Genomic DNA, 23,564 nt, shown 5'->3' with positions numbered 1-23,564 from the left:
GTTATCTACTGGATAACCAACGTTGGCGCGTTTTCATTTGTATGATGTCGACCTAATACAACGTAGGTTCACATCAGAAATTTGGTTAGATTTAGTCTAAAAGCGATAGCCAAGGTTCAATGTCACAGCCGAACGAGTTTCACCTTTGTTGTACAACACGGTCATGTTGTAGTGCTTGCCAATCTGTTTGTTGACTCCGGTTAAAAATGCCCACTGGTTAATGTCCACACCAACGTCGTAATCAAACTCAATATCGTCTGTTTTTACAGTACCTTGCATACGTGAATCTAAACCTTGGTATTCAGCACCAACGAAGAATTGAGCTCGATAATCAACCAATTGGTAGCCCAGCATGGGTTGAACCGTGACAATGCCTTCACCCCAATCATCCATCCCTTTCAGACGGGTTTGTGAATAGGTGCCGGTCAGTGATGCAAAGAACTCTTTGTAACCAACAGATAGTGTTGTACCCGCACCGCGTAAGTCATATTCGAGATGCAGTGGTACATTTAAACGCCCACTGTTACACAGTGCTGATACGCCCTCGCACAGTTTGTCACCTAGACCAGGTAGTTTGTTATTGAGTTTATCTTGTAGATATTCTCCCGCAGCGCCGGTGTAAGAGGCATCAACATTCGCGTCAACGTTTACCTTTCCTACATATCCGAATACATTCCAGAACGGCAGAATATTCACATCACCACGTATCGAAACACTTTCCGCTTTAACCGTTGCAACGCTATCTTCAGGGTCGAATAGGTCATTCAAGCGCACACCGCTAATGACGTAATCGGTCATAGGAAGGTTCATGTCTTGATTGCGATAAGCCACTGATACGCCGAATGGAAGGGGCAAATCGATACCTTGACGACGCACCATGTCACCCATTAAAGGGAATACTCGATCTAACTTAACACTCGCTTCTTGCATACGAGGATCTGAAACTTCTTTTAGACGCTCTTCATGCAGGACATTAACGCCGTTGTCGTCTTCATAAATTGCGACGGGTTCAGTTACAGCGCTCATGGTCATCGGTTTCGTTTTAGACGTACCCTCGATGTTAGTTGTCTTACGTTCAATAACGACTTTACCAGAGTCTAACGTTTGGAAATCAATCACTTGGTAATAGGTATCGACTTTTGACTTACCAAGATTAAATGGCTTGTCGTTGGTGATTACCATGCGTTTTGGTGTGCCGCCTACAAGTTCAATATCAACATTCAAGAAACGGAAATAGGCGATGTCTTGTGGTAAGCCGTATTTCGAATAGTTGAAGCTAATGGTCACGTCGCCGTTGTCTTTTTCATTGACTTTCACTGACGATGGATCGAAGCTTTCTGCATAATTTCTTAGTCGATACTCAGTGCGCGTAAACTCTTCAATTTCATCGATCAGTTTTTCGTTTTCATCCAGCTCTTGCGGGTTGTATTTGATGCGCAGGTCGATGTTGCCTTTGCTGTCTGTGTTTTTTATCAGATAGACGCTTGAGTCACGAACCTCATCGCCAATTTGTATGGTTCGATGTGCGTGTTCAACTAGGTGTTCGCCCTGTACGAGCGAACTGATTGCTAGCTTTGGTAAATCATGACTGATGCCATATTTGTCAAATAGTGCTCGACCTTTTTCCATAACTTCGCTGTAAGTCTTGGTTTCTGCCGCAGACGCAAAATTGGGGGTGGTAAGTAATAGGGCGCTCGCTAACACAGAAAGAGTATGGGTCTTACAGGCGCTGGTGCGTATTTCAAAAAAACTCATGACGGTTTCCACGCTGAGTGGCCTCAAACCTTCGAGACTCAAACAGTCGATGTAATACTGAACGTCGTGTTCAGTTGTTATGTATTTATCCGTTAGGATTGCTAGTGTGAATGTCGCGACTAAAAATGCATTGCGTCAATCAATGAGAGGATTTTAAGAGGAGGTGGCAGATCGCGTTAATCGCTTTTGATGGACGCTATCCTCACTTAGTAATAATTAGCGTTAATCAATTGATTTATAATGATTTTCAATAGATAAAAAAACGGCCTGTGAAGTAAAAATACTTGGCAGACCGTTTTGTTGTGAGTTGTTAAGCGCATTTAGTTCTAAGCAGTTACCCTCACTCTAAATAGATCAGTAAACAACTTCGCTATCATCAGAATAATCAAAATGTTTACGAGCATCAAAAGTGGCGTTTCAATTCCATAAACAGGTGTGAGGTTGAGCGCACCAGATGTGAGAACAACTAATAAGTTAATACCCAATATTCGGTGTACCATGAGCTTAGGTGTCGCGAACACTTTCCATATCACCATAATGTTAAGGAAGTAGAATAGTCCCAGCTCCCATAGTTCTGTCATTAATGGCATCACAAAGATGTATTGCAACAGAACCACCGACCCTGTACCCAACACACCATAAAAAGCGTCCTTAATAACGCTTGGTGGCATGGTCGGCACCATAGAAGAGAATACACCGGCTAACATAGGAAATATGAAACCACCTGGAACTGGAAGATAAATCCAAACCAACAGCGATGTGATAAACATCGACACGCCTTGCAGCACTTTGCGCCCATCTTCATTCAAATGTTCAACAAACGTGCGATGTGCATGATGCCAAGACACGTCTTTATGATCACCTATGACATTGAGTTCACCCTCAACAAGAGATTGTTCTGGTGTTAATACATCGAACGTCTTCAAGTTGTGAGTAAGAACTGCCCATTGGATATCTAAGTCTGATTCGCTGTTACTTTGTTTGAGTAATGTATCTTGGATATGTGCTATTTCATCGATACGCAAGCGCCATGTTTGGATGTTCTCTTTAAGGTGGTAGCTTCCGGTCAGTGGCAGATCTAAAAGTTGATACAGCTTATCAATATTCGCGGTGTTGCTTTCAAGTGCGGCAATGTCGATGTTGTCTGTTTTTTCCATCGCATCTAACAACGCTTGTTTACTGGTTTCGAAACGTTGTACAAAGTTGAGTTCAGTATTCACAGGCCACACGATGCGATACACAATAGAGAACACAACAACACCTAATAGTGTTTCTTGAAGTCTAAGTACAGCAAAGTGAAAGGTGGTTTGGTTATCAAACCCGCCCAGACAAGCAACAATCGAACACACGGTAAATCCTATTGAAAAGATGTAGCCGTATTTCTCGTCACTAGACATGAAAATACAAGTGCCTAAGAACACGGTAAGAAATGTTAGAAACAAAAATCGATCTTGTGAAAACATCGCAATGAGGAAAAAGGCATAACCGGTCCCTAACAAGGTTCCCATTAACCGGTTATGGCCTTTGTTTATTGAATGGGCGAAGCTCTCGTTCAATGCCATCACTGCGACGGCTATCGCAGCCCAATACGGTTTTTCCCAACCAAACCACAACGCTAGGCAGATTGCGATAACGATAGAGAGTGCGACTTTAATCGCGTCTTTAGTCGATGCAGTGAACATAAGAATCACCTAGCTATTTTTGATTATTTTGATCGAGGCAGTCATACCAACACGCAGTTGTACGTCTTCTGGTATTTTGTCTAACTTCACTTTGATAGGGATGCGTTGAGCTAGGCGTATCCATTGGAAGTTTGGATTCACGTTTGGCAATAAATCATTACCTGTGCTGCCGTCTTGCTTCGCGATACCAAAACCAATACTTTTGATATGTCCTTCTAGCTGAACATTGTTGTGCATCATTAAGGTCACATAAGCAGTGTCCTGAGCATCGACACCGACTAAATCAGTCTCTTTGAAATAACCTTCAATCCAGAAGCTATCTTCATCAATTAGCGCAACCACAGGTGAATTCGCGACAACTTGAGAGCCAACACGTAGGTTCAGATTGGTGATATAGCCGTTAGTAGGCGCATATACCTTGGTGTACTCAAGGTTGAGATGTGCTTCTTCTACGTTCGCTTTTGCCAGTTCGACATTTGCGGCGCTGGTTTCTACCGCGTTGTTCAAGTTGTTTAGTGTCAGCACGGGCACGGCACCGGGCGTTCTTTTCTCTAAATTCAACGCGCGTTGCTCTTCGTTTTTGGCTTTGGCGAGTAGGGCAAATGCTTGTTTTTGAGTCGCAAGTGCTTTTCTGTAGGTCGCCTTGTAAATACTCGGATCGATCTCAAAAAGAAGATCGCCTTTTTTTACCTTCGAGTTGTCTTTGACATGCACTTCAATGACTTGACCCGTGACTCGAGGTGTAATCGAGACGATATAAGCGCTGACTTGTCCGTCTCTGGTCCATGGGTTACTTGAGTACGACTGGTAATAGCTATAAACCACAGTTCCCGCAGCAGCCAATAATAAAAGTGTGATGAGATAACGTTTGATCACAGTAAGTGCCTCAAAAAATGGTAATAAAATGGCCGATAGCGCCAGTAAAAATCACGATCAAGCTCAGTTCTGCTATTGCAGGAAAGGCGACGTACTTATGAAGGCCAAACCGTGTCGCGATTGCCCCTGTTAGCATTGTCAGTATGTAAGCCAGTGCGATAACCAATAACAGCGGTGGGAAGTAGACTTCATCCCACACAAGCTCATGCGGCATGGTATTCATGGTTCTGTTCTCTATTTGTTTGATGAATGCAACGATAACGGAGTTCGATTTATTGTGATAATCGCTTATAGAGGATCGTACCCATCAAAATCCAACTTTATTCGGTGATTATGCCAACTGCCTCTTTGTTGAGAGCCGTAAGCCAGTAAAACAACGGTAGGTAGGTTGTCGTTCTTGAAGTGGAAACACTTAATTGAAATTGATTTCGAAAATCATCTACTTTTGCCGGTTTAAGGTAAATCCATTTAAAACAATCACTTAAGATGTAAATTGCACTTCAAAAACTATGCGAACAGTTAAAGTGATGATTTGATCCATCAAATGGGATTACATAATAAAACCTTTTGTTCTTAATATTCGGTTCGAAGCAACGAGATGCTTTATTTATTTTGAATAATCCAACAAATATCATTATTAAGTTATTCGTTAGATTATTTACTCCTTATATTTAGTAACAAGAGTAAATTTGTCATGGACATTATTTCTAATCTGTTTGACATGGCACCATTTGTCGCACTATTTATTACACTCTCATTGGGTTATATGGTTGGTAAAATTACTATCGGCCGATTTGTTTTAGGCGGTGTGGCCGGAACATTATTAATGGGCGTAATTATTGGGCAATTTGGTGTTCAGATTGATCCCGGCGTAAAAAGTATTTTCTTTGCGCTCTTTATTTATGCTGTGGGTTATCAAGGCGGCGCACAATTCTTTAAAGCGCTTAACTTTAGAACCATCAACATTCTGTTGTCTGCGGTTGTTATGACGGTTTCAGGCTTATTGTGTGTACTTGCCGCTGCGTGGTTGTTTGACTTAGATAGAGGTACTGCTGCGGGCCTAGCTGCCGGTGGTTTAACTCAGTCTGCGATCATTGGTACTGCAGGCGATGCGATCGCCCGTTTGGGTGGTGTGTCTGAAGAAGCCAAACATCTGATGCAAACTAACGTTGCTGTAGGTTACGCTGTAACATACATCTTTGGTTCATTAGGTCCAATCTTGATGGTGACTTGGGTATTCCCAACGTTGATGAAGTGGGACATTCGCTCTGAAGCAATTGCGTTAGAGGAGAAAAATTCTAACGGTAAACGTGATTTGGCAGATGGCGAATTTAACGCAGTCACAGCTCTAGTGACACGTGCTTTTAAAGTCACTCACGACGATAAACTGGTTGGAAAAACACTCGCGCAATTGAATCAATCATCACTTGCTGCGTGTATCGAACTTATTGAACGCGACGGAAAAGAGCTGAGTGCAGACAAGTTCACAGCACTTAAAGCGGGCGACCTTGTTGTGGTTACCGGCCGTAGAAATGCGGTTCATGAGCTACAGAGCAAGGCGCAAAGTAATGAAGTCGCATTACCGGAAAGCTATGAAGTTATTGAAGAAAATCGTCAACTTATCGCTGACAATCGCAAACTGATTGGTCGTTCGCTAAGAGAGATCAAAGATAGCTCAAATCAACGTTCGTTCCGTGGTGTGTATGTTACAGACTACATGCGTGCTGGTGCTTCAGTCGCCATTACTGATGATCTGATTGTTCAGAAAAACGACGTTATTCAATTAACAGGCACCGCACAAGACATCAACCGAGTTGAAAAGCACATCGGTAAGCGTATGGGTTCAGCAACCATGACTGATTTCATCGTACTGGGTTTCGGTATGGTACTGGGTCTACTTATTGGCTTAATCAGCTTCAAGATTGCAGGCATTCCCGTAACGATTGGTTCTGGTGCAGGTTGTTTGATCTCAGGCTTGCTTGTTGGCTGGTTACGTAGCCGAAACCCACATGTGGCTCAGTTCCCGGTAGGTGCAGCAAACTTCATTCGTGACTTTGGTCTAGCGGCATTTGTAGGCATTGTTGGCCTCCAAGCGGGCCCTCAAGCGGTTGATACCATCAAAGAACACGGCATGTCACTTCTGTTCTTGGGTATGGCAGTAACCATCATTCCACAGATTATTTCATTCTTCTTCTCGTACTTTGTATTGAAGATAAAGAATCCGGTAGAAGCTTTAGGTTGTGTAACCGGTGGTCGAAGTGCAAACCCAGCGTTCGCTGCATTGATGGAAAAAACAGGCAACGCAACGCCAGTATTCTCTTTTACTGTGACTTACGCCGTAGCCAACGTGTTACTGACTCTATGGGGCCCAATTATCGTCGGCATTATTACCGTTAATGCGGGTATGTAATTAAAACCTACAACTCATTATAGATTTAAAAAATCATCAACTTATTAACAGACCTACCCAATCAAAAATAGGGTAGGCCTGAATAATCACGCTTAAGTAAAACACTTTATTTAATTACAAGTGTTTAATATTAAATTATTAGGTAAATATTATGACTACAAAAAATACAAATATCGACTTTTCAAAATTCGCTGATTTAAGCCCATTTGAATTAAAAGACAAATTAATTGAAGTTGCTCAAGCAGTGCCAGACCGTGCTTTACTAGACGCAGGTCGTGGTAATCCAAACTTCTTAGCAACATTGCCACGTAAAGCATTTATTCGTTTGGGTGAATTTGCAGTAATGGAAGCGGAACGTAACTACGCTTACCTCGGTGGTGATTTCGGTGGTATCCTTGATGGCGTGGGTATCGTTGAGCGTTTCGATACGTTTACTAAAGAATACTCAAACGACAAAGGTGTTCAGTTCATCGAGCGCGCACTAAGCTACGCAAAAGATCGTCTAGGCATCCAAAAACAAGCGTTCCTAAACGAACTCGTTCTTGCTTACCTAGCGTGTAACTACCCAGTACCACCACGTATGTTGACTAACATTGAGAAAGTGGTGAAGCAGTACATTGCAGAAGAGATGTATGGCCCAATTCCAATGACCACGGACTTTGACTTGTTCGCAACGGAAGGTGGTACGGCATCAATGACCTACACATTCCAAACGATGTTCAACAATGGTCTATTGAAAAAAGGCGATAAAGTGGCGCTAATTACGCCAATCTTTACCCCTTACCTAGAAATCCCAGAGCTTTCTGAGTACGAACTAGAGATCGTTGAACTGCGTCTTGATGAGACCACTTGGCAGCTTCCAATGTCTGAAATCGAGAAACTGGCAGATACAGACATCAAACTACTTTGCGTCGTTAACCCTGCTAATCCAGCATCAGTGAAATTCTCTGACGAGACTCTAGAGAACCTAACAAACTTTGTGAATGAGCAACGCAGTGACCTATTCATCATCACTGATGACGTATACGGTACATTTGCCGATGACTTCGTTTCTCTATTTGCAAAACTACCATACAACACACTTTGTGTTTACTCGTTCTCTAAGTACTTTGGCGCAACAGGCTGGCGTTTAGGTACCATTGGTATCCAACACAAAAACGTATTTGATGACGCACTAAGTTCTTTCAGCGAAGAAAAACAGTGTCAACTTGATGACCGTTACAAAACACTGACTCCAGAGCCACGTGACATTAAGTTCATCGACCGCATCGTTGCGGATAGCCGTAGCGTAGCCTTGAATCACACTGCCGGTCTATCTCTACCGCAACAAGTGCAAATGGCGATGTTTGCTCTAACTTGCCTAATGGATTCTGAAGGTAGCTACAAAGCAGCATGCAAGCGCATCATTCGTGAGCGCTATACAACTCTATACACCAACATGGGGCTAGAAGTTGAAGAGAACAAAGATCGTGTGGACTACTACACACTACTAGAGTTAGACACTCTAGGTGGCAAACTATACGGTCAAGAGTTCGTTGAATGGTTCAAAGCAAGCGGTAAAGGTAAAGATTTCTTATTCCGTCTAGCTCACGAAACTGGTGTTATTTTACTACCAGGAAATGGCTTCGATACTGTACATGCGTCGGTTCGCGTATCTCTGGCTAACCTGACTCACCATGAGTACGAACTGATTGGCCGCGCAACTCGCAAGGTATTGGACGAGCACTTCGCTGAGTTTCAAGACGCATAAGTTCAAGTCTGGCTTAGAATCAAATACATGATTTAAAGCCGATGACGTCCAACTCATTAAGAATAAGCCTCGGCGATGTCGAGGCTATTCCGACCAAATAAGCACAGTGGTTAGATCGATAAAACTTCCTATCTTGATGTTCCGTTGTGTTTATTTAGTCGTCTTATCCAAGTATTCAAATCCATTTCAAACTGAAAGAGCGACGCATGAAAAGCATTATTTCTATTCAATCTCACGTGGTTTACGGGCATGCAGGAAACAGTTCTGCGGTTTTTCCAATCCAAAGAATGGGACTCGATGTGTGGCCAATCCACACTGTTCAGTTCTCTAATCACACTCAATATCAACAAGGTTGGACCGGGCAAACATTCGGCTCAGATGATATTCGAAACTTGATTCGAGGCTTAGACAACATCAACGTACTGAAATACTGTGGTGCGATCCTATCGGGTTATCAGGGAAGCGCAGACCAATGTAAAGCGGTTGCCGAGTCGGTTAATTTAGTTAAAGAAAAGAACCACAGTGCACTCTATGTTTGTGACCCTGTAATGGGTGACCCAGATAAAGGTTGTATCGTTGAGGATGGCGTTAGAACCGCCATTACTAAACACTTGCTTCCTATTGCCGATGTTATAGTGCCAAACCAATTTGAACTAAGTGAATTGACCGGCATTAAAATCCTCTCCCTTTATGACGCGGTTACAGCATGTAAGAAAGCATTGGAGCTTGGTCCAAAGATGGTGCTCGTGAAGCATCTTCACTCATTACCCGATGACGCGTTCAGTATGATTTTAGCAACGAAAAAGGCATGTTATTTAGCCCAACGACCGAACATTGAATTTGCTCAACAACCGGTTGGTGTCGGTGACCTTATCTCTGGCCTGTTTACCGCAGGGTTAATAAAGAGAATGTCTCCCGTAGCTGCATTCCGACATGCAAATAACGCGGTCTATGGTGTGTTGGAGCTAACTAAAAGCTATGGCACTTGGGAGCTACAAACAATCAATGCACAATATGAATTTGTAGAGCCTACCCACGATTTCAACGTGGTCAAAATCGGGTAGAGCGTTTAACTCCGATAGTGGTGGAGGGTGTACCTATTCGATGGGTCGCATCCTACAAACGAGATTACGAGCTAAGACTAAACCTAGCTATATTACTCCCAGAAAGAGACGGACTTCACTTTATCCCTATTTATTAACTTCTCTGTTTATAGCTGTTCTTTTGATTAAACAGAGTTTCTGAATCATTTTAGAGAACATTAAATGAGCCTAATTATGAACCGTCTAATTTCCTCGGGTTTTACCGTTGCTTTGTCATTACTTGTAGTGGCATGTAGCTCACCCCACACGTTGGATGTACGCGTACACAAAGACAATTACAAAGAAGTGGTTGTAGAAGAAGCGATATCAGTAAAAGAGCCATTGCGTATGTGGGCGAGTGAGAACCCAGACTTCTTATACTCTCCAATCGATCAAACAACGCCAATTAAAGTGTCAGGTGAGCAACTAAATATCTTAGCTTTGTCAGGAGGCGGCGCGAACGGAGCCTTTGGAGCCGGTATTTTGATAGGGCTGGAAGAATCTGGCCAATTGAAAGACTACTCAATAGTTACTGGCATCAGTGCAGGAGCGCTAATAGCACCATTTGTATTCATCGGCGGAGATGCATTTCCGAAGATGAAGGAGGTGATGTTAAACATCAATGACAAATCAGTGCTCGGCAAAAAGAACTTTTTAAACACCGTGTTTAAAGATGCTTTTACTGACGGTAAAAACTTGAATCAATTTATCGCTCAGGCGTTCCCTGAACCGATGATCGAGCAAATTGCTGCGCGACACCGCAACGGTAAGCGTTTGTTTATTGGTAGCACACACTTTGATTCTGGAGAGCTTGTCATTTGGAATGTGGGCGCAATTGCAAATAGTGACATGCCAGATAAGTCTGAACTTATATATAAGGTTTTAGCAGCAAGTGCTTCTATTCCTGGAGTCTTCCCACCGCAGTTTATCAATGTGAAGTACGAAGGTAAAAGTTATGAAGAACTTCACGTCGATGGTGGTTTAGCCGCTCAAGTATTTTTCAATCCATCTAACTTCGACTATCAGCAGATCTCAGATGCTCTTGGGTTAGAAAAACCACCACAGCTCGATGTTATTCGAAATGGAGCACTTAAAGCGCCGTACCACTCGCTGAGAGATAAGGGTCTAGATTTAGTAGCAAAGAGCGTATCAAGCCTGACTCTTGCTCAAACACGTGGTGATTTATATCGAATGAAATACATCTGTGAAATCAACAACATTGATATGCAATTTACTTACATCGAGCACGACTTTGGTTACGCCAAACGAACCAAAGACATGTTTGATGAACACTATTTATTAACCATATACGAATATGGTTATCACAAAGCAACTCAGGGCAAACCTTGGGTAACAGAATTACCTTAATTTAGGGATATCGTAAAATGAATAAAACAGCTTTAGCGCTACTTATCATGGCAACGTCTAGCGCTGCCATGGCACAAAATGTGACCTCAATGGAACAGCAAAAAGTCGATAACGACATGCTACAACTGGCCGACGTTCAACAAGAAGCGGCGTTGTTCATGGTTGAAGAAAATTCAGACTACGTGGAGATTGACTACATTGGTCAGTGGGTTGACGTGAACAATTACGTCACACACAAAGAAGCTAAAGAACGCCAGCTACAAAAGACCACCAAGAAATACATTTACTCGCAAACAGGTGAAACTCTAGAATCCATCGAGCAGCGAATTGCTGAGCATATTCAAGTGGACCAACCTAGATATTTCAGTGTCGATGTTTACCGTAATTACCACGGTGATTCTGGGGACTTTAACTATCTAGCTCGAGTTATCGAATACATTTAAGTTATTCGTTTGACATCAACGATAAAACCTACTAGCTTAAGTAGGTTTTTTTGTTTCAAATTGACGAATTATTTTCACTAATATTATTCTGACAAAGTAGATATTTCGCCAACCTGTGATAATTTAAATACATAACGATTAAAAGTAAGCACAACAACATGAATTTCAGCATTGAACAACTTCTCGCGTTCGTTACCGTTTATGACCAACTCTCTTTCAGCAAGGCAGCAGTCAAGCTTAACAAGCACAGAACGACAATCGGGCAGGTTATAACTAACCTTGAAGACCAACTCGCGGTAAGCCTATTTGAAAGGGTTGGACGCTCTGTAAAGCCGACAGAAGATGGTCATCTTCTTTACCACTACGCTAAGCAAACGATTGAACAGGCACGCACTTTCGACAAGGTAGCCTTGAGCTTGTCTTATGGCGGTTTGGAAAACATTACTTTTGCTTATTCAAGTGTGATACCTCATCAAATCCTTGTGGATATTCGAAAGAAGTTGCGTCGTGATTTCCCGATGATGCGAGTGAATTTTCTTGTACGAAATAAAAAAGACATTAAGCAAGGCCTTCAGAGCGGTGAGTATCATTTTGGATTGGTCAACGTGCATGACAGTCGTGGAATACACAGTTTTGATGCCACCTTTTTAGGCCATATAGAATTTTTTCCTTTCGTTCAAAAAAATGGTGAGTTTTCATCTTTGGCAAAAGAAGATGTACTTTTAGCGCTAAGAAATGCGAAGCAGTTTGTCTTAAAATCCTTCATTGAAGAAGGAATGTCCGAAAAAATAACCGTTAGTTCTGACAATGAAGAAGTCGACCAATTAGCGCTAGTTATCAAAATGGTTGAAGCAGGTCTAGGATGGGCACTTCTACCAAAAACGTTCGCTCATTCTGAATTTTCGCATTACGACATCGAACCTATACAATCGTCTGAAATGGAACAAGGATTTAAATTTGGCTTTGCACTATGGTGCCCTCATTCTAAACAAATTAGCGAAGTTAAGTCATCAGTATTATCAGTTATCAAAGAAAACGTAGAGCGATTGCTAAAGCGAGATTAATGAACCAATAACACAGTTTACTTGTTCACAGAGGCTCATTTATATGAGCCTTTTTCGTATTTGTCATCTTTAGAATGATTTGATTTTGTAGGGCTAGATCCTCCATATGAGAGTAGGGCAATACCACAGTTTGACCTATTCTAACCTTGTCGATTAAGGACCCCTTTATTGGCAATAAGTGTTTAATTTCTATGTTTATTGCAAGGAAGCAAACTTTCGGCCGGGTTTTATTACCCGGCCTTTTTTATTGAGGCCAATCTTATGAATCGCTGCGGCGGCTTTGCTCTTTTTTCTTACTCTTTGCTTACGATAACACCTTCCTTTGCATCGTTTTATGATCCTGTTGATAATCAATTTGATATGGGACATCACATTGCAGAAAATGCAACGGGGTTTTTACCTATACCTATACTAATTACCGAGCCAGCGGTTGGTTATGGTGGTGGTGTTGCTGGGTTGTTTTTACACGAGGGCGAAGAAGAAAAACGAATCCGTAAAGAAGCAGCGTTAAAGGCTATTGATGGTGGTGCGCAGTTAGTACCCTCAGCAATGTCAGTAGTGGGCGCAGTAGGGACAGAGAACGAAACTTGGTTTGTATTTGGTGGCCATAGACGATCTTGGATGAATGATTCCATTCGTTACACAGGAGGCGGCGGCTTTGGTGTTGCGAATTTGGATTTGTACACATCAATCAACTGGGGCCCCATAGATCATGACCTTAGAATAGGCACGTCAACTTCGGTAGCCGTACTTTCACAAAAGGTGCAGTTTCGGATTGGGCATACGCCTTGGATGTTGGGAATAAAGCAGTTATTAGCTAAGTCTGAGATTGAATTTGATAACATGGTTTTAGACCGAATTTTGGGTAACGAATCGGTTACTTCTGGTTTAGGGTTGGAGGCTGAATATGACACAAGAGATAATTTATTTTATCCAACCAAAGGTTACAAATTGTCTGCAGATTACATGGTGTACGACGATGCGATTGGCAGTGATTACAATTACCGAAATTTGAACATAGATGGCGAAGCCTATATCCCAATTACCAATAAATGGACGTTAGGCTTGGCTGCAAATTATCAAAGCTTCGAACAGCAAGACCTGTTTGTATCACCCACAGCGAAACCGTACGTGTCGTTACGCGGGGTGTCATCTTATCGGTACCAAGGAGATGAGATTGAAACAATTCAAGGCCAATTGACGTATAGCATCACTCATCGTTGGAAGGTGTCTGGGTTTTACGGTTCAGGGGTTGCAAAGCAAGATAACGGCATAAGCCACGACAGTACCGTCAATGCCGGAGGTGTCGGCTTTCGATACCAAATCGCGAGACGTTACGGTTTGCACCTTGGGATGGATTATGCGCAAAGCCATGAAGAACGCGCTATCTACTTTAACGTAGGCAGTGGTTTCTAGAACAACGGAATAGGTTAAATTTTTCCAAGAAAAAAGGCGCTAATTAGCGCCTTTTCGTTTTCTATCACTTTCTTACAGTAAGATTACTTCTTACGGCAGAACTCAGCGATTACGTACATTGATTGACCGCCGTTTGTTTTACCAGAAACAAGCTTAGGATCGTCACCAACGCTGATACCACGAATAACAGTACCTTGCTTAATCACTTGGTTAGTACCTTTGATTGGCAGGTCTTTGATTACTGTTACGTCGTCACCTTTCTTAAGTTCAACGCCATTCACATCAAGAGGCTTGTCATCAGCAGACATGCCGATTTGTGCCCAAACTGATGTTTCTTCTTCAAGGTACATCATGTCTAGCGCGTCCTGAGCCCAGCTTTCTGTGTTCAGACGAGTAAGTTGACGCCATGCCGTTACTTGAACTGGCGCTTCCTGGCTCCACATGCTGTCAGTCAGACAACGCCAGTGGTTGATATCTTTAGGATCGTCAATCTCACCAAGACATTTGTCACATACCATGATGCCGTGATCCACTGTTACGTGGCTGTGTGGCGGCACTGCGTATGCAGTAAGAGAAGAATCAGAACCACATAGTTCACATTTAGATTGGCAGCGTTCTAGCATAGTAGCTTCAGAAGACATAATGGACTCACATTTATTAGGTATTAAATTACGGGGCTATTATCCACTTTATTTACAATAAAGAAAGAGGTCGTACGGTATTCTGTCTTGATTAATTTTAACTGAGATCAACCATTTGTGTTTTAAAGTTTTATGCAAACGGTTAACTAGGGGACTTGTTCGAACGACAGAGACAAAAATGCCAGCGGTTAGGCTGGCATTTGGTTTCATTTAGAGCTCGTTATTATTCCAATACAGAGGCTGCGTTGGACACTGTACTCAATTTGTTGTTTACCAAGAAATCTTTTGCTTGTGCCTGCATTTCTGCATGGTGAGCGGAATCTAAAGGTAATCGTGTTGTATCATCTTGTGGGATAACAAAGGTACTGTGCGCTGCAACATTGTTAAATTTCACAAATTCGTTAGTTCCGGCACTGCTAGGTGTCGCACTACTTGAATCAACAACAGTTAGGTTAAGCTTGGTTGCCAACGGTGTTGTTCCCGCGAATGGAGCGCTTGCTACAGAGTTAGGTACTGTATCATCGCCTTGAACTTGCCCAATATAAATAGGTAGTACAGGTGAACCAGAGCTTAACAGGTGGACAGCGTTAGTGAACGGGTCTATGGTATCTAACACGGTTTGAGCTGCATACGCGAATTGCTGAAATGCTGCCGTCATCACTGCTAATTGTGCTGTGGTTGCATTGCTTTCAAACGTTTCATAGCAGATTTTGTCTGATAGATTGGAACAGGTCGCACTTGCGAAAGTCGCGTATTCCGTTGAAGCGCTCAACGCAACATTGTGTTTAACCTGAGGACCAAACTCCGTAGAACCGAGTAGAAGGTTAGATATTTGACCGCCAGAGTTTTCAAAAGCTGCCGAACTAAACGAATACAGAGCATCAGCCGTTGGACTACCTAACGTACGGTTAGAGGCAGCAACAGCTGTCGTTCCAACAATACCGCCCAAAGAGTGACCTAAAAATTTAACCTGTGAACCTGTATTTAGATTAAATGCACTCAAAGGTGAACTAGCAAGTAAACCAGCTTGCAAAGAAGCGGTTAACGAAGCTCTCAAGCCCATTACATCTAACGCACTTTGTCGAACGTTATCGCGCGCTACTGGCAAGTTAGTTAGGTTTAAATAAGCTAAGACGTTTGCATTTGCTGAGCGTGTATCATCTAGACTACGTGTACCGTGGATTGGTAAATCTATTGCTAGAACCGCTGTATCATCGCCCACTAAGTTATAAGCAAACGCATAAGCATTCTCTTTAGCAGAGGTAATACCATGTTGATAGATAACAACGTTTTTTGGTGTTGCCCCACTCTTAGTAAATAACAAGAACTCTACATTTTCTAATGACTTAACTTGAGGAACAGGAGAGTATTTCGTAATAACTCTTTCGCTATCAAGCGAAGAGCCATCAGCTAGTGTAAGGTTCAAACCTACCAGTTTAAGTTGTTCTGTTTGGCTTGTCGCTAAGACACTGGTGTCGATACCAGCAGCAACTAATTGAGCAGCCATATTGGCTTGTTCTGCGCTATCGCTTAAAGCATTTGAAACTTTGGCAAGGCTCGGCATGCCCGATTCAAAAGGTTGAGAGTTCCATTCATTACTGCCTTTCTCTAAGTAATGAGGAAGTTGAACGAACCCTTGGCTAACATTGACGTTAGCACCTGAAGCATCATACATCGTCTCGATGGCTACTTTTGCTTTTGTAATCTTAGTCGCGTCGCCACCACCAATATACTTATCAAAATCAGTGTCACCGCTAAGTGCATCTTTGAAAGGTTCTGACGTTCCAAACTGCATCGCATAAGCTGTCGACAAGTCAACAGAGTTAGGGTTTGCGCTACCTGCCCAAACGCTATTGAGGTTTGCTGCAGCCAACCCTGTAGCTGTTGCCGCTTTGGTAGCGAAAAGGGAATCACCTATAGACTCAGTCGTAAACCACGTCGAATAAATGATGTTTTCAGTATCAAGGTTAATAGCACCTGCAGCCGTCGCTCCAGCAAAGATCTTTTCAACACCTTGAGTGACTTGTTGTGCTTGAGCTAGGCTACCTTCGGTGTACGTTACCGCACTAGATTTCAGTGCAGCATAACTTGCCGACATGCCAACAGGATCACCATTAATATCCGTGAGTTCATTTGACAGCGCCAACACGTATTCACTTGAAGCATCTAAGGAATCATTGAACACAATTGTGAAGGTGTCAGTTGAGGCACTAGATAGAACGTTGAAATCAACGCCTAAAGTCAATATTCCAGCGACACTAGGTGCAGTTTCAGATGTGAGTGAGCCGCTAAGTTTTAATAGGTAAACCCCACCAGTAGCTACACCGTCAGCTAAGCCAGTACCTTCAAAGTCCATGATAATTGGCATTGAAGTTGACCAGCCATCCATTGTATTCATTGCTGCGATAGGGTTGGTTAATGAGTCATCACCGCCAGTCGGCAAGCCAAGTGTACCGTCGCTAGCATCCATCAACGCGAAACTAGGAAGAGGAACTGCAATATCAGCACCCGTTAATTGAAACTTGATGCTCGTCGCTTGTCCGAGTGAATCTTGAATGTATTGCTCATATTGAATCGCTGTTGACGCACCTGAACTCGAAGAGTCATCACCACAACCAGCAAGAAACATTGCTGAAGCGAGCAGCGAAACATTAAATAACTTTTTCATGTTTTAATTCCGTTTAGTTGAAGGTGTAGTTCATTTGAATTGCAGATAGGTAAGCGACTGCATCACCAGAGAATTCAAGTTCTTGCCCTAGTTCATTGGTTTCTTTGAAGTCACCATCTTTACTTTGTACAAGGGCAAAACCAGCATCGAAGGAAAGGTTAGGGCTGTACTGGTAAGTTAAACCTGCGCTGTACCAGAAACGGTCGCTATCAGGAATACTCAACGTCGCTTCACCAGCTTGCTCGTCATAAGCTAAACCAGCTCTTAAGGTCCATTCTTGGTTTAACTGATAAGTTGCACCCAGTGAGTAACGGTTATTGTCGTCGTAGTCTTCGGTCTTTTTAAAACACTCGCCACTTACACAATCTGAACTTGTCGCTTTAAGCTCTTTGAAGCTACTCCACCCAGTTTGTTGCCACCCGTAGTGAATTGCCCATTGGTCGTTCAATTGGTGGAAAGCTGAAATTTCAATAATCGAAGGCAACGTGATTTTTAGACGTCCTGTTGTTGTCGTAGCACTGCCTTCCACGATGCTGCCCGTGTAATCAGTAAAGTCACCGTCATCAAAGTCGAGGTCTACCTCTGAACGATAAGCGATAGAGAATCGGTTGTTTTCATTCAGTTCATATAACGCGCCCACGTTCCAACCAAATGCAAATGTTTCACCTGTCATACTGATCAGTTTTGTTGAGGCAGGATCTCCAGTGATGTTCGAAATAGAGCCTTGATGACGATTTAGTTCAGCCTCGGCGTAAACAAGGTTCGCACCCGCACCAACACTAAACTGGTCGTTAACTCGATACGCCACATTGGGGTTTAAGTTCACTGACACTAGTGAAGTATCACCTGCAAGATCACCCGCATAAATATCGTCTGGGTAATCGGTAGCAACGCCGTAGTTAGAAAACATACCAATGCCCCAAGCCCATTTATCGTTAATAGGGCTGATGTAGTATGCGGCAGGGACGACTTGCAATGGCGCTACGTCTTTAGATACTTGGCTTTGTCCGCCAGAACCTGGAACATTGTTTTGAGTAATATCCACTTCTGGATCAACGATAGAAACCGCGCCTGAAAATTGGGCTGTATCAAATAGGGTCATTGCGGCGGGGTTTCTCGCTAGTACACTCGCGTTATCAGCTACTGCACCTTCACCTGAAAAGGCACGACCAAGACCTGAGGCAGAATGCTCAGCAACTTGGAAACCAGCCGCAAGTGAGTTACATGCAAATAGTACTGAAAGTGAAACGAGAGAGCGTTGTATTGTTTTCATCCTTGACCCTCCTAGGGCATCGAATTTCGTTATTATGGTTTGAAAACACACTGAGCATTTTTGGTGTTGAAGCTCTAATGTAAATGGCATGTTAAATTCATGTTTTATATAAAGTCAAAGAAAGAGTTGTTATTTTGTGAGGTTATGTTTTAAAGGGGCGGCACTTTAACATCGATAATATAAGTATAATCAATAATTTATTCGTGGTTGGAGGTGTGACCAGAGTGTTTATGCATCGTTGCGGTATAAATAGTGTTCAATAGCTCAATATGTAACAACTTTGTTTCTGTTTACCACCATTCGCTAAATCGGCATAATATCGACACTCGTTAGAAGTCATTAAATTGGAATTTTAAGTTTGGAATTACTCGCGATAGAGTTTCTTGGAAAACCGCTTCGTTTAGAAGGATCAATGGCAGGGTGGCAACAGTTGTATTGGGATAACACTTTGGTATCTCAATTAGATGCGACCACAGACCAAGAAGACGCCCGAAAACACGAATTTACACTACGCGCTGGCGAAGAAACGTTGCAGTGTCACGTTGAATCGACCGTTCAGTGGCAACCGTTTGAGATGACGTATAAAGCGTCGGTGAATGGGCAAACCATTACCGAAGGCAATCGAAACACCAAAGATATTGAACAACAAACTCCTGTTGTCGCTCCTAAACCAGAGAAGCGTTTTAGCTTAATTGGGTTGGTGTCGCTTGGTATGAAAGCGCTTAAAAGCGCCAAGCTAATCAAGGTCGTACTTGCTTCTGCGAGTTTAGCGGCCTATTCATGGTTGTTTTCAATTCAGTTCGCTTTGGCCTTAATCGCCTGTTTAATGTTCCATGAGTACGGTCATATTAGAGCGATGAAATACTTCGGCATGAAAACCAAAGGGATCTATTTGATGCCATTTCTTGGTGGCTTGGCGTTATCCGATGAAAAGATTAATACGCGTTGGCAAGATGTGGTTATCTCAATCATGGGGCCATTGTTCGGCCTGATATTGTCGTTAGTATTTATGGTGCTGTATTGGGCGACTGGCGAAATGTTCTTTGCCGGCCTTGCAGTATTTAATGCTCTATTAAACCTGTTCAATCTATTGCCGATTTTGCCTCTCGATGGCGGACATGTTCTTAAAAGTATCAGTTTCTCGATGAACAGTGTGCTTGGCATTGTACTTTGTGTCGCGGCTGCCGTTGCTGGTGTGGTATTGAGTTATCAGTTGAATTTAACCCTGTTTGGTTTCTTATTGATCATGGGCAGTGTTGAAATACTGTTTGAATGGAAAGGACGTCATCACAGTCACTTGTTACCGTTAGACAAATACGGGCAAGTCGTGTCGTTCGTTTGGTATGTAGGTTTAGTGAGCAGTTTGATTGGTGTTATCTGGTATTTTGCATCTACTGGTGATCAGCTATTAAGCCTACCATTACAAATTCTTGGTACTTAACGAGTGAGTTTCTGTTGTTGGAATTATCCAGCTGCTTAGTGCACTTGAACTGTTAGCAAGCAAGAAACTGAAAATGCCCTAACCAATATGGATAGGGCATTTTGTATTTACACCAGCTAGGCGATTCTTACTTAGATTACGCTTTGCAATTTGGTCTTGGTGAACCTGATTGAGGAAGCGTTTTTATCGTTGCTTGTAGATCTTTAATACGCGTACTGTGGGAAGGGTGCGTAGAAAGCAACTCTGGCGGTTGATTACCCCCTGATGCTTTCGCCATGTTTTGCCACAAGTTGACACTTTGGTTTGGATCGAAACCTGCTTGAGCCATATACTCTAAACCAACAACATCGGCTTCAGACTCTTGAGTTCGCCCATACGGTAGAATAACGCCATATTGAACGCCTAACCCTAACGCGGCCATCGTCATACCTTGATACTGTTTGTATTCTGATGCACCTAACGCAACGTTAGTAATAGATAAGCCCGTATTAGCGATTTGAGACTGAGAAAGGCGCTCATTACTGTGGTCTGCAAGAACGTGTGCCACTTCGTGACCGATAACCGTCGCGAGTTGGTCTTGGTTTACTGCAACATTGAGTAACCCTGTGTATACACCGATTTTTCCGCCAGGTAGGGCGAATGCGTTCACTTGATCACTATCAAACACAACAACTTCCCATTCACTAAAACCTTGTTTAGGAATATATTGAGTGATGCTGTTCGCTACGCACTGTACATAAGCGTTAGTTTTGGCATCTTTGCTGATGGGTTGTTCTTTTTTCATTTGTTCAAAAGACTGTGCTCCAAGCTGAGACATGTCTTTATCTGAAAAAAGCAGCAATTGGTTTCTGCCTGTCGGAGAAGCGCTACACGCGGTTAGGCCTGCAAGTGTGAGAAGCGAGGCAAACTTCATCCATGACGTCATACAATATCCTCTGTGTATTCGGTTTTTATGCATGTTAACATCAACTTGCGTAATAACTAAGGGCTGTAAGATAACTAACAGCCAGTAATATAGAAAAAAGCTATGCACGCGATAACAAGATCAATAATTAAGGAACCCACATGAGTATTTGGAAAAAGCCCGTTGACCTAGATACCTTCAACGCGACCTCAAAAAATACCTTAATTGAACACCTCAACATTGTTTACACCGAAGTAAATGACAACTCTTTGGTGGCAACCATGCCGGTTTGTCATTTTACGCACCAACCACTGGGTATGCTTCATGGCGGCGCATCGGTTGTGCTAGCAGAAACGCTTGGCTCATTGGCTGCAAACTTCTGCGTACCAGAAGGCTATTATTGCGTTGGGCTCGATATCAATGCGAACCACGTAAGGTCAATGCGTGAAGGACACGTCATCGGTACTGCTGAGCCTATTCACTTGGGCGTCTCTACTCAAGTATGGCAGATCAATATCACTGATGATCGTCAACGCTTAGTTTGTACCAGCCGCTTAACTATTGCCGTGAAGAAACATAAAAGATAACAGACTAGGCAGTCGTACGCTGGTTTTGTCTTTAGAAGAAGTAATCAGTACTTAGAACAAGCAATTCGTATTTAAAGAAGTAACCCGAGAAGCCCATGGTCATAACGTTTAAAAGTGGAAAAGTCATCGCAACCGCACATGAGTTGGTTGTTCGTTTAGATGGTGAGCATAGAGTCACTTTGCAAGCTCAAGTTGACGCAATTCAACTGATTGGAAAAGGGGCAAATGTCATTTCAGCCAACGGTTCTGAGTGTAAATGGTCGATAAAACTAGACGATGAACAGCAGCTCCGTGAAATCGCCAATGAAATTGGCTGCGATGTGATGTAATCCTTTACTGTAAAAGCACTTAACCCTTCAAATTGAATAACACCTTAGGATGTCGTACTCAATAATTCACAATAAAATCGTGTCCGTAATATTGATTTTACGCCATAAAATAGGGAAACTGAATTCAATGTCCTTTGAATAAGTTTTCCTCTTTATGAGCAGCCCAAGACTTCGCGTTCAATTTGAAACCCTGTTTGAATACTTCGATGGTAAAGATTCTGATGTTCAACTCGACGACATCACGGATGTGCTTTGTTGTACCCGTCGTAATGCCCGAATGGTACTCAACAAGCTTGAAGAAGAAGGGTGGGTAGAATGGTTACCTGCAGCTGGTCGAGGGAAGTTATCTCAACTTATCTTTAAACAGAATCGTTGTGATGTCAGCGAGAACCTAGCAAGACGCTATTTACAAGAAGGCAAAATTGGACAGGCGCTGTCAGTGCTTGATCACAATGCTGCCAAACTCACGCAAGTTATTCAAAACTACTTGGGCGTACAGTATCAAGAAGGCGAACAAGTTATTCGTTTGCCTTATTACCGGCCGCTTTCAATGCTTAACCCAACCAAATCGATGCGTCGTTCAGAGCAACATATCGCTTGTCAGGTATTCAGTGGGTTGACTCGTCTAGATGAGAATGACCAACTTCAACCCGATCTTGCTCATTCATGGCAAAAAATCAGCGATTACCAATGGCGATTCTTCTTGAGACCCGGTGTTCGTTTCCATAACGGGGAACCTCTGTTAACCAATCATGTTGTGGATACACTGCTTGCACTCGAACCTCTCAACATGTTTTCGCATATCAAAGATGTCTCTTCACCTGCAAATTGTGTAGTAGATGTTTTTCTCACACGCCCAGACAAGTATTTTCCCCTCGCACTAACGGAATCGGTCGCTAAAGTCACATTACCGATCACTTTACGTGGTGAAGACTACGATATTCGACCGATTGGAACGGGACCTTATCGCATTGAAAAGAACGACGAGAAACAACTCGTGTTAACCGCTTTCAATGGGTACTTTGGTTTCAGACCGTTAATTGATCGCGTTGAAGTTTGGGTGGTGGATGAGGCTTATTCTTCAATGGTTTACCCAAGCCTATCTAAGCCTGTTATGGCCGACCGTGGCGATAGCGATGAAGTAGAACTCGATCCTGGCTGCACGTATTTACTGCTCAATAGAAAGAAGGGTATTGCACAAGATCCCGCATGGGCACAGTTTTTATCTAACGCGTTGAATGCGGCGGATCTGTTTGTTCATATTCCAAAAGAGACTGTTATCGATTTGGGCGTGTTACACGCTTATGGGATAAAACCCGGTTGGTATGACATAAAGTTAAAAGTGCCCGTTTGTCCACCAGCAGATTCGAAGCCTACCATAAGATTAGCGTATCAATGCCAACACCCAATGTTCCCAACGCTTGCAAAGGCGATTGTCACGGTGCTGAAGCAATACAACGTCGATGTTGATCTTTACGGTTACGAAACCGATCCTCCGCACGCCGATGATGTTGATGTTTGGATTAACCCTATGGGCATCGCCAATAACAGAGACGACGCCTTGGCTGGCTGGTTAATGGACTACAGTTTTCTTGATGAATCTAGCCCGGCAGAGGACTTCGACCAATGGTGTCACATGATTGACCGTTGGCGTTCTGGTGAATTCGAGCAATTCCCAGCACGACAGTTAGGTAAACAACTGGTCCAAAGCAATCAATTGATCCCGATGTTCCATTGCTGGTTAGGCGTTAATAAAGATCAATGTGGTACGTTGCAAAACGCGAAATGTAATGCATTAGGTTGGTTCGACTTTAGCCAAGTCTGGGTGAAGCCTGACGTTGATTGAAATCCAAGAAAACTCAGTTAGGACCAAAT

General features: G+C 42.8%; 19 protein-coding genes. 11 read left to right on the top strand and 8 right to left on the bottom strand.

Features of this window, described 5'->3' with window-relative positions; all coding sequences use genetic code 11:
- Positions 1 to 96: 96 nt before the first annotated feature.
- The 4 genes from AB4486_RS11285 to AB4486_RS11270 form a co-directional block, all read right to left on the bottom strand.
- On the bottom strand, positions 97 to 1,755 hold the full coding sequence (locus AB4486_RS11285) for a hypothetical protein (RefSeq protein ID WP_372117200.1): 1,659 nt from the start codon (positions 1,753 to 1,755) through the stop codon (positions 97 to 99).
- Between the two features lie 326 nt (positions 1,756 to 2,081).
- A complete protein-coding gene (locus AB4486_RS11280) occupies positions 2,082 to 3,437 on the bottom strand; it encodes an FUSC family protein (protein ID WP_372117198.1) in 1,356 nt (451 codons plus the stop codon).
- Positions 3,438 to 3,446: 9 nt separating this feature from the next.
- Positions 3,447 to 4,313: an HlyD family secretion protein gene (locus AB4486_RS11275; RefSeq protein ID WP_372117197.1), complete on the bottom strand. Its 867-nt coding sequence runs from the start codon at positions 4,311 to 4,313 to the stop codon at positions 3,447 to 3,449.
- Positions 4,314 to 4,323: 10 nt separating this feature from the next.
- Positions 4,324 to 4,536 (bottom strand): DUF1656 domain-containing protein, encoded by a 213-nt coding sequence (locus AB4486_RS11270; protein WP_372117195.1) that lies wholly within the window; start codon positions 4,534 to 4,536, stop codon positions 4,324 to 4,326.
- Positions 4,537 to 5,007: 471 nt separating this feature from the next.
- On the opposite strand from AB4486_RS11270, the gene aspT reads away from it, so the two are divergent.
- The 7 genes from aspT to AB4486_RS11235 all read left to right on the top strand — a co-directional run bounded on the left by aspT (position 5,008) and on the right by AB4486_RS11235 (position 13,846).
- Positions 5,008 to 6,723 carry an aspartate-alanine antiporter gene (gene aspT / locus AB4486_RS11265; RefSeq protein ID WP_372110243.1) on the top strand — a complete coding sequence of 572 codons (1,716 nt, stop codon included), beginning with the start codon at positions 5,008 to 5,010 and terminating at the stop codon, positions 6,721 to 6,723.
- Positions 6,724 to 6,874: 151 nt separating this feature from the next.
- Positions 6,875 to 8,473, top strand: a complete 1,599-nt coding sequence (locus AB4486_RS11260) for a bifunctional aspartate transaminase/aspartate 4-decarboxylase (RefSeq protein ID WP_372117193.1) — start codon at positions 6,875 to 6,877, stop codon at positions 8,471 to 8,473.
- 206 nt (positions 8,474 to 8,679) lie between these two features.
- Positions 8,680 to 9,537 (top strand): pyridoxal kinase PdxY, encoded by an 858-nt coding sequence (gene pdxY / locus AB4486_RS11255; protein ID WP_372117191.1) that lies wholly within the window; start codon positions 8,680 to 8,682, stop codon positions 9,535 to 9,537.
- 213 nt (positions 9,538 to 9,750) lie between these two features.
- The gene (locus AB4486_RS11250; protein WP_017064613.1) at positions 9,751 to 10,923 is read left to right on the top strand and encodes a patatin-like phospholipase family protein; all 1,173 of its coding nucleotides are present in this window, start codon (positions 9,751 to 9,753) and stop codon (positions 10,921 to 10,923) included.
- A 17-nt stretch (positions 10,924 to 10,940) separates the two neighbouring features.
- Positions 10,941 to 11,366, top strand: coding sequence for a hypothetical protein (locus AB4486_RS11245; protein ID WP_017060059.1), 426 nt, complete (start codon positions 10,941 to 10,943; stop codon positions 11,364 to 11,366).
- Positions 11,367 to 11,524: 158 nt separating this feature from the next.
- Complete coding sequence (locus tag AB4486_RS11240; protein ID WP_372058309.1) at positions 11,525 to 12,430, top strand: LysR family transcriptional regulator; 906 nt, start codon at positions 11,525 to 11,527, stop codon at positions 12,428 to 12,430.
- A gap of 261 nt (positions 12,431 to 12,691) precedes the next feature.
- Positions 12,692 to 13,846: a BamA/TamA family outer membrane protein gene (locus AB4486_RS11235; protein WP_372106878.1), complete on the top strand. Its 1,155-nt coding sequence runs from the start codon at positions 12,692 to 12,694 to the stop codon at positions 13,844 to 13,846.
- An 83-nt stretch (positions 13,847 to 13,929) separates the two neighbouring features.
- Here AB4486_RS11235 and AB4486_RS11230 read toward each other — a convergent pair whose 3' ends face one another.
- The 3 genes from AB4486_RS11230 to AB4486_RS11220 all read right to left on the bottom strand — a co-directional run bounded on the left by AB4486_RS11230 (position 13,930) and on the right by AB4486_RS11220 (position 18,428).
- On the bottom strand, positions 13,930 to 14,487 hold the full coding sequence (locus tag AB4486_RS11230) for a PhnA domain-containing protein (protein ID WP_017060062.1): 558 nt from the start codon (positions 14,485 to 14,487) through the stop codon (positions 13,930 to 13,932).
- A gap of 223 nt (positions 14,488 to 14,710) precedes the next feature.
- Positions 14,711 to 17,155: a VolA/Pla-1 family phospholipase gene (locus tag AB4486_RS11225; protein WP_372117189.1), complete on the bottom strand. Its 2,445-nt coding sequence runs from the start codon at positions 17,153 to 17,155 to the stop codon at positions 14,711 to 14,713.
- A gap of 13 nt (positions 17,156 to 17,168) precedes the next feature.
- Positions 17,169 to 18,428 (bottom strand): outer membrane protein transport protein, encoded by a 1,260-nt coding sequence (locus tag AB4486_RS11220; protein WP_372117188.1) that lies wholly within the window; start codon positions 18,426 to 18,428, stop codon positions 17,169 to 17,171.
- A gap of 358 nt (positions 18,429 to 18,786) precedes the next feature.
- Here AB4486_RS11220 and AB4486_RS11215 point away from each other — a divergent pair, with 358 nt between their 5' ends.
- Positions 18,787 to 19,869, top strand: a complete 1,083-nt coding sequence (locus AB4486_RS11215) for a site-2 protease family protein (RefSeq protein ID WP_372117186.1) — start codon at positions 18,787 to 18,789, stop codon at positions 19,867 to 19,869.
- Between the two features lie 136 nt (positions 19,870 to 20,005).
- Here AB4486_RS11215 and AB4486_RS11210 read toward each other — a convergent pair whose 3' ends face one another.
- Complete coding sequence (locus tag AB4486_RS11210; RefSeq protein ID WP_102320824.1) at positions 20,006 to 20,794, bottom strand: M48 family metallopeptidase; 789 nt, start codon at positions 20,792 to 20,794, stop codon at positions 20,006 to 20,008.
- Between the two features lie 140 nt (positions 20,795 to 20,934).
- On the opposite strand from AB4486_RS11210, the gene AB4486_RS11205 reads away from it, so the two are divergent.
- From AB4486_RS11205 to AB4486_RS11195, 3 genes are all read left to right on the top strand, one after another.
- Positions 20,935 to 21,360, top strand: a complete 426-nt coding sequence (locus AB4486_RS11205; protein WP_017060067.1) for a hotdog fold thioesterase — start codon at positions 20,935 to 20,937, stop codon at positions 21,358 to 21,360.
- A gap of 95 nt (positions 21,361 to 21,455) precedes the next feature.
- Positions 21,456 to 21,689 carry a DUF3389 domain-containing protein gene (locus AB4486_RS11200; protein WP_017064605.1) on the top strand — a complete coding sequence of 78 codons (234 nt, stop codon included), beginning with the start codon at positions 21,456 to 21,458 and terminating at the stop codon, positions 21,687 to 21,689.
- Between the two features lie 154 nt (positions 21,690 to 21,843).
- A complete protein-coding gene (locus AB4486_RS11195) occupies positions 21,844 to 23,535 on the top strand; it encodes an SgrR family transcriptional regulator (RefSeq protein WP_017069657.1) in 1,692 nt (563 codons plus the stop codon).
- Positions 23,536 to 23,564 lie beyond the last annotated feature (29 nt).

Source organism: Vibrio sp. 10N.222.55.C6 (assembly GCF_041473395.1).
In the GTDB taxonomy this organism is placed as follows: domain Bacteria; phylum Pseudomonadota; class Gammaproteobacteria; order Enterobacterales; family Vibrionaceae; genus Vibrio; species Vibrio crassostreae_C.
The sequence above is the reverse complement of the archived record's forward strand: the minus strand, read 5'-3'. Positions and strand labels throughout refer to the sequence as shown.

What these genes read in the sequence shown, in the direction of transcription:
- AB4486_RS11285 (WP_372117200.1), bottom strand. Translation starts at nt 1,755, where the DNA reads ATGAGTTTTTTTGAAATACGCACCAGCGCCTGTAAGACCCATACTCTT.
- AB4486_RS11280 (WP_372117198.1), bottom strand. Translation starts at nt 3,437, where the DNA reads ATGTTCACTGCATCGACTAAAGACGCGATTAAAGTCGCACTCTCTATC.
- AB4486_RS11270 (WP_372117195.1), bottom strand. Translation starts at nt 4,536, where the DNA reads ATGAATACCATGCCGCATGAGCTTGTGTGGGATGAAGTCTACTTCCCA.
- aspT (WP_372110243.1), top strand. Translation starts at nt 5,008, where the DNA reads ATGGACATTATTTCTAATCTGTTTGACATGGCACCATTTGTCGCACTA.
- AB4486_RS11260 (WP_372117193.1), top strand. Translation starts at nt 6,875, where the DNA reads ATGACTACAAAAAATACAAATATCGACTTTTCAAAATTCGCTGATTTA.
- pdxY (WP_372117191.1), top strand. Translation starts at nt 8,680, where the DNA reads ATGAAAAGCATTATTTCTATTCAATCTCACGTGGTTTACGGGCATGCA.
- AB4486_RS11250 (WP_017064613.1), top strand. Translation starts at nt 9,751, where the DNA reads ATGAACCGTCTAATTTCCTCGGGTTTTACCGTTGCTTTGTCATTACTT.
- AB4486_RS11245 (WP_017060059.1), top strand. Translation starts at nt 10,941, where the DNA reads ATGAATAAAACAGCTTTAGCGCTACTTATCATGGCAACGTCTAGCGCT.
- AB4486_RS11240 (WP_372058309.1), top strand. Translation starts at nt 11,525, where the DNA reads ATGAATTTCAGCATTGAACAACTTCTCGCGTTCGTTACCGTTTATGAC.
- AB4486_RS11235 (WP_372106878.1), top strand. Translation starts at nt 12,692, where the DNA reads ATGAATCGCTGCGGCGGCTTTGCTCTTTTTTCTTACTCTTTGCTTACG.
- AB4486_RS11230 (WP_017060062.1), bottom strand. Translation starts at nt 14,487, where the DNA reads ATGTCTTCTGAAGCTACTATGCTAGAACGCTGCCAATCTAAATGTGAA.
- AB4486_RS11225 (WP_372117189.1), bottom strand. Translation starts at nt 17,155, where the DNA reads ATGAAAAAGTTATTTAATGTTTCGCTGCTCGCTTCAGCAATGTTTCTT.
- AB4486_RS11220 (WP_372117188.1), bottom strand. Translation starts at nt 18,428, where the DNA reads ATGAAAACAATACAACGCTCTCTCGTTTCACTTTCAGTACTATTTGCA.
- AB4486_RS11210 (WP_102320824.1), bottom strand. Translation starts at nt 20,794, where the DNA reads ATGACGTCATGGATGAAGTTTGCCTCGCTTCTCACACTTGCAGGCCTA.
- AB4486_RS11205 (WP_017060067.1), top strand. Translation starts at nt 20,935, where the DNA reads ATGAGTATTTGGAAAAAGCCCGTTGACCTAGATACCTTCAACGCGACC.
- AB4486_RS11200 (WP_017064605.1), top strand. Translation starts at nt 21,456, where the DNA reads ATGGTCATAACGTTTAAAAGTGGAAAAGTCATCGCAACCGCACATGAG.
- AB4486_RS11195 (WP_017069657.1), top strand. Translation starts at nt 21,844, where the DNA reads ATGAGCAGCCCAAGACTTCGCGTTCAATTTGAAACCCTGTTTGAATAC.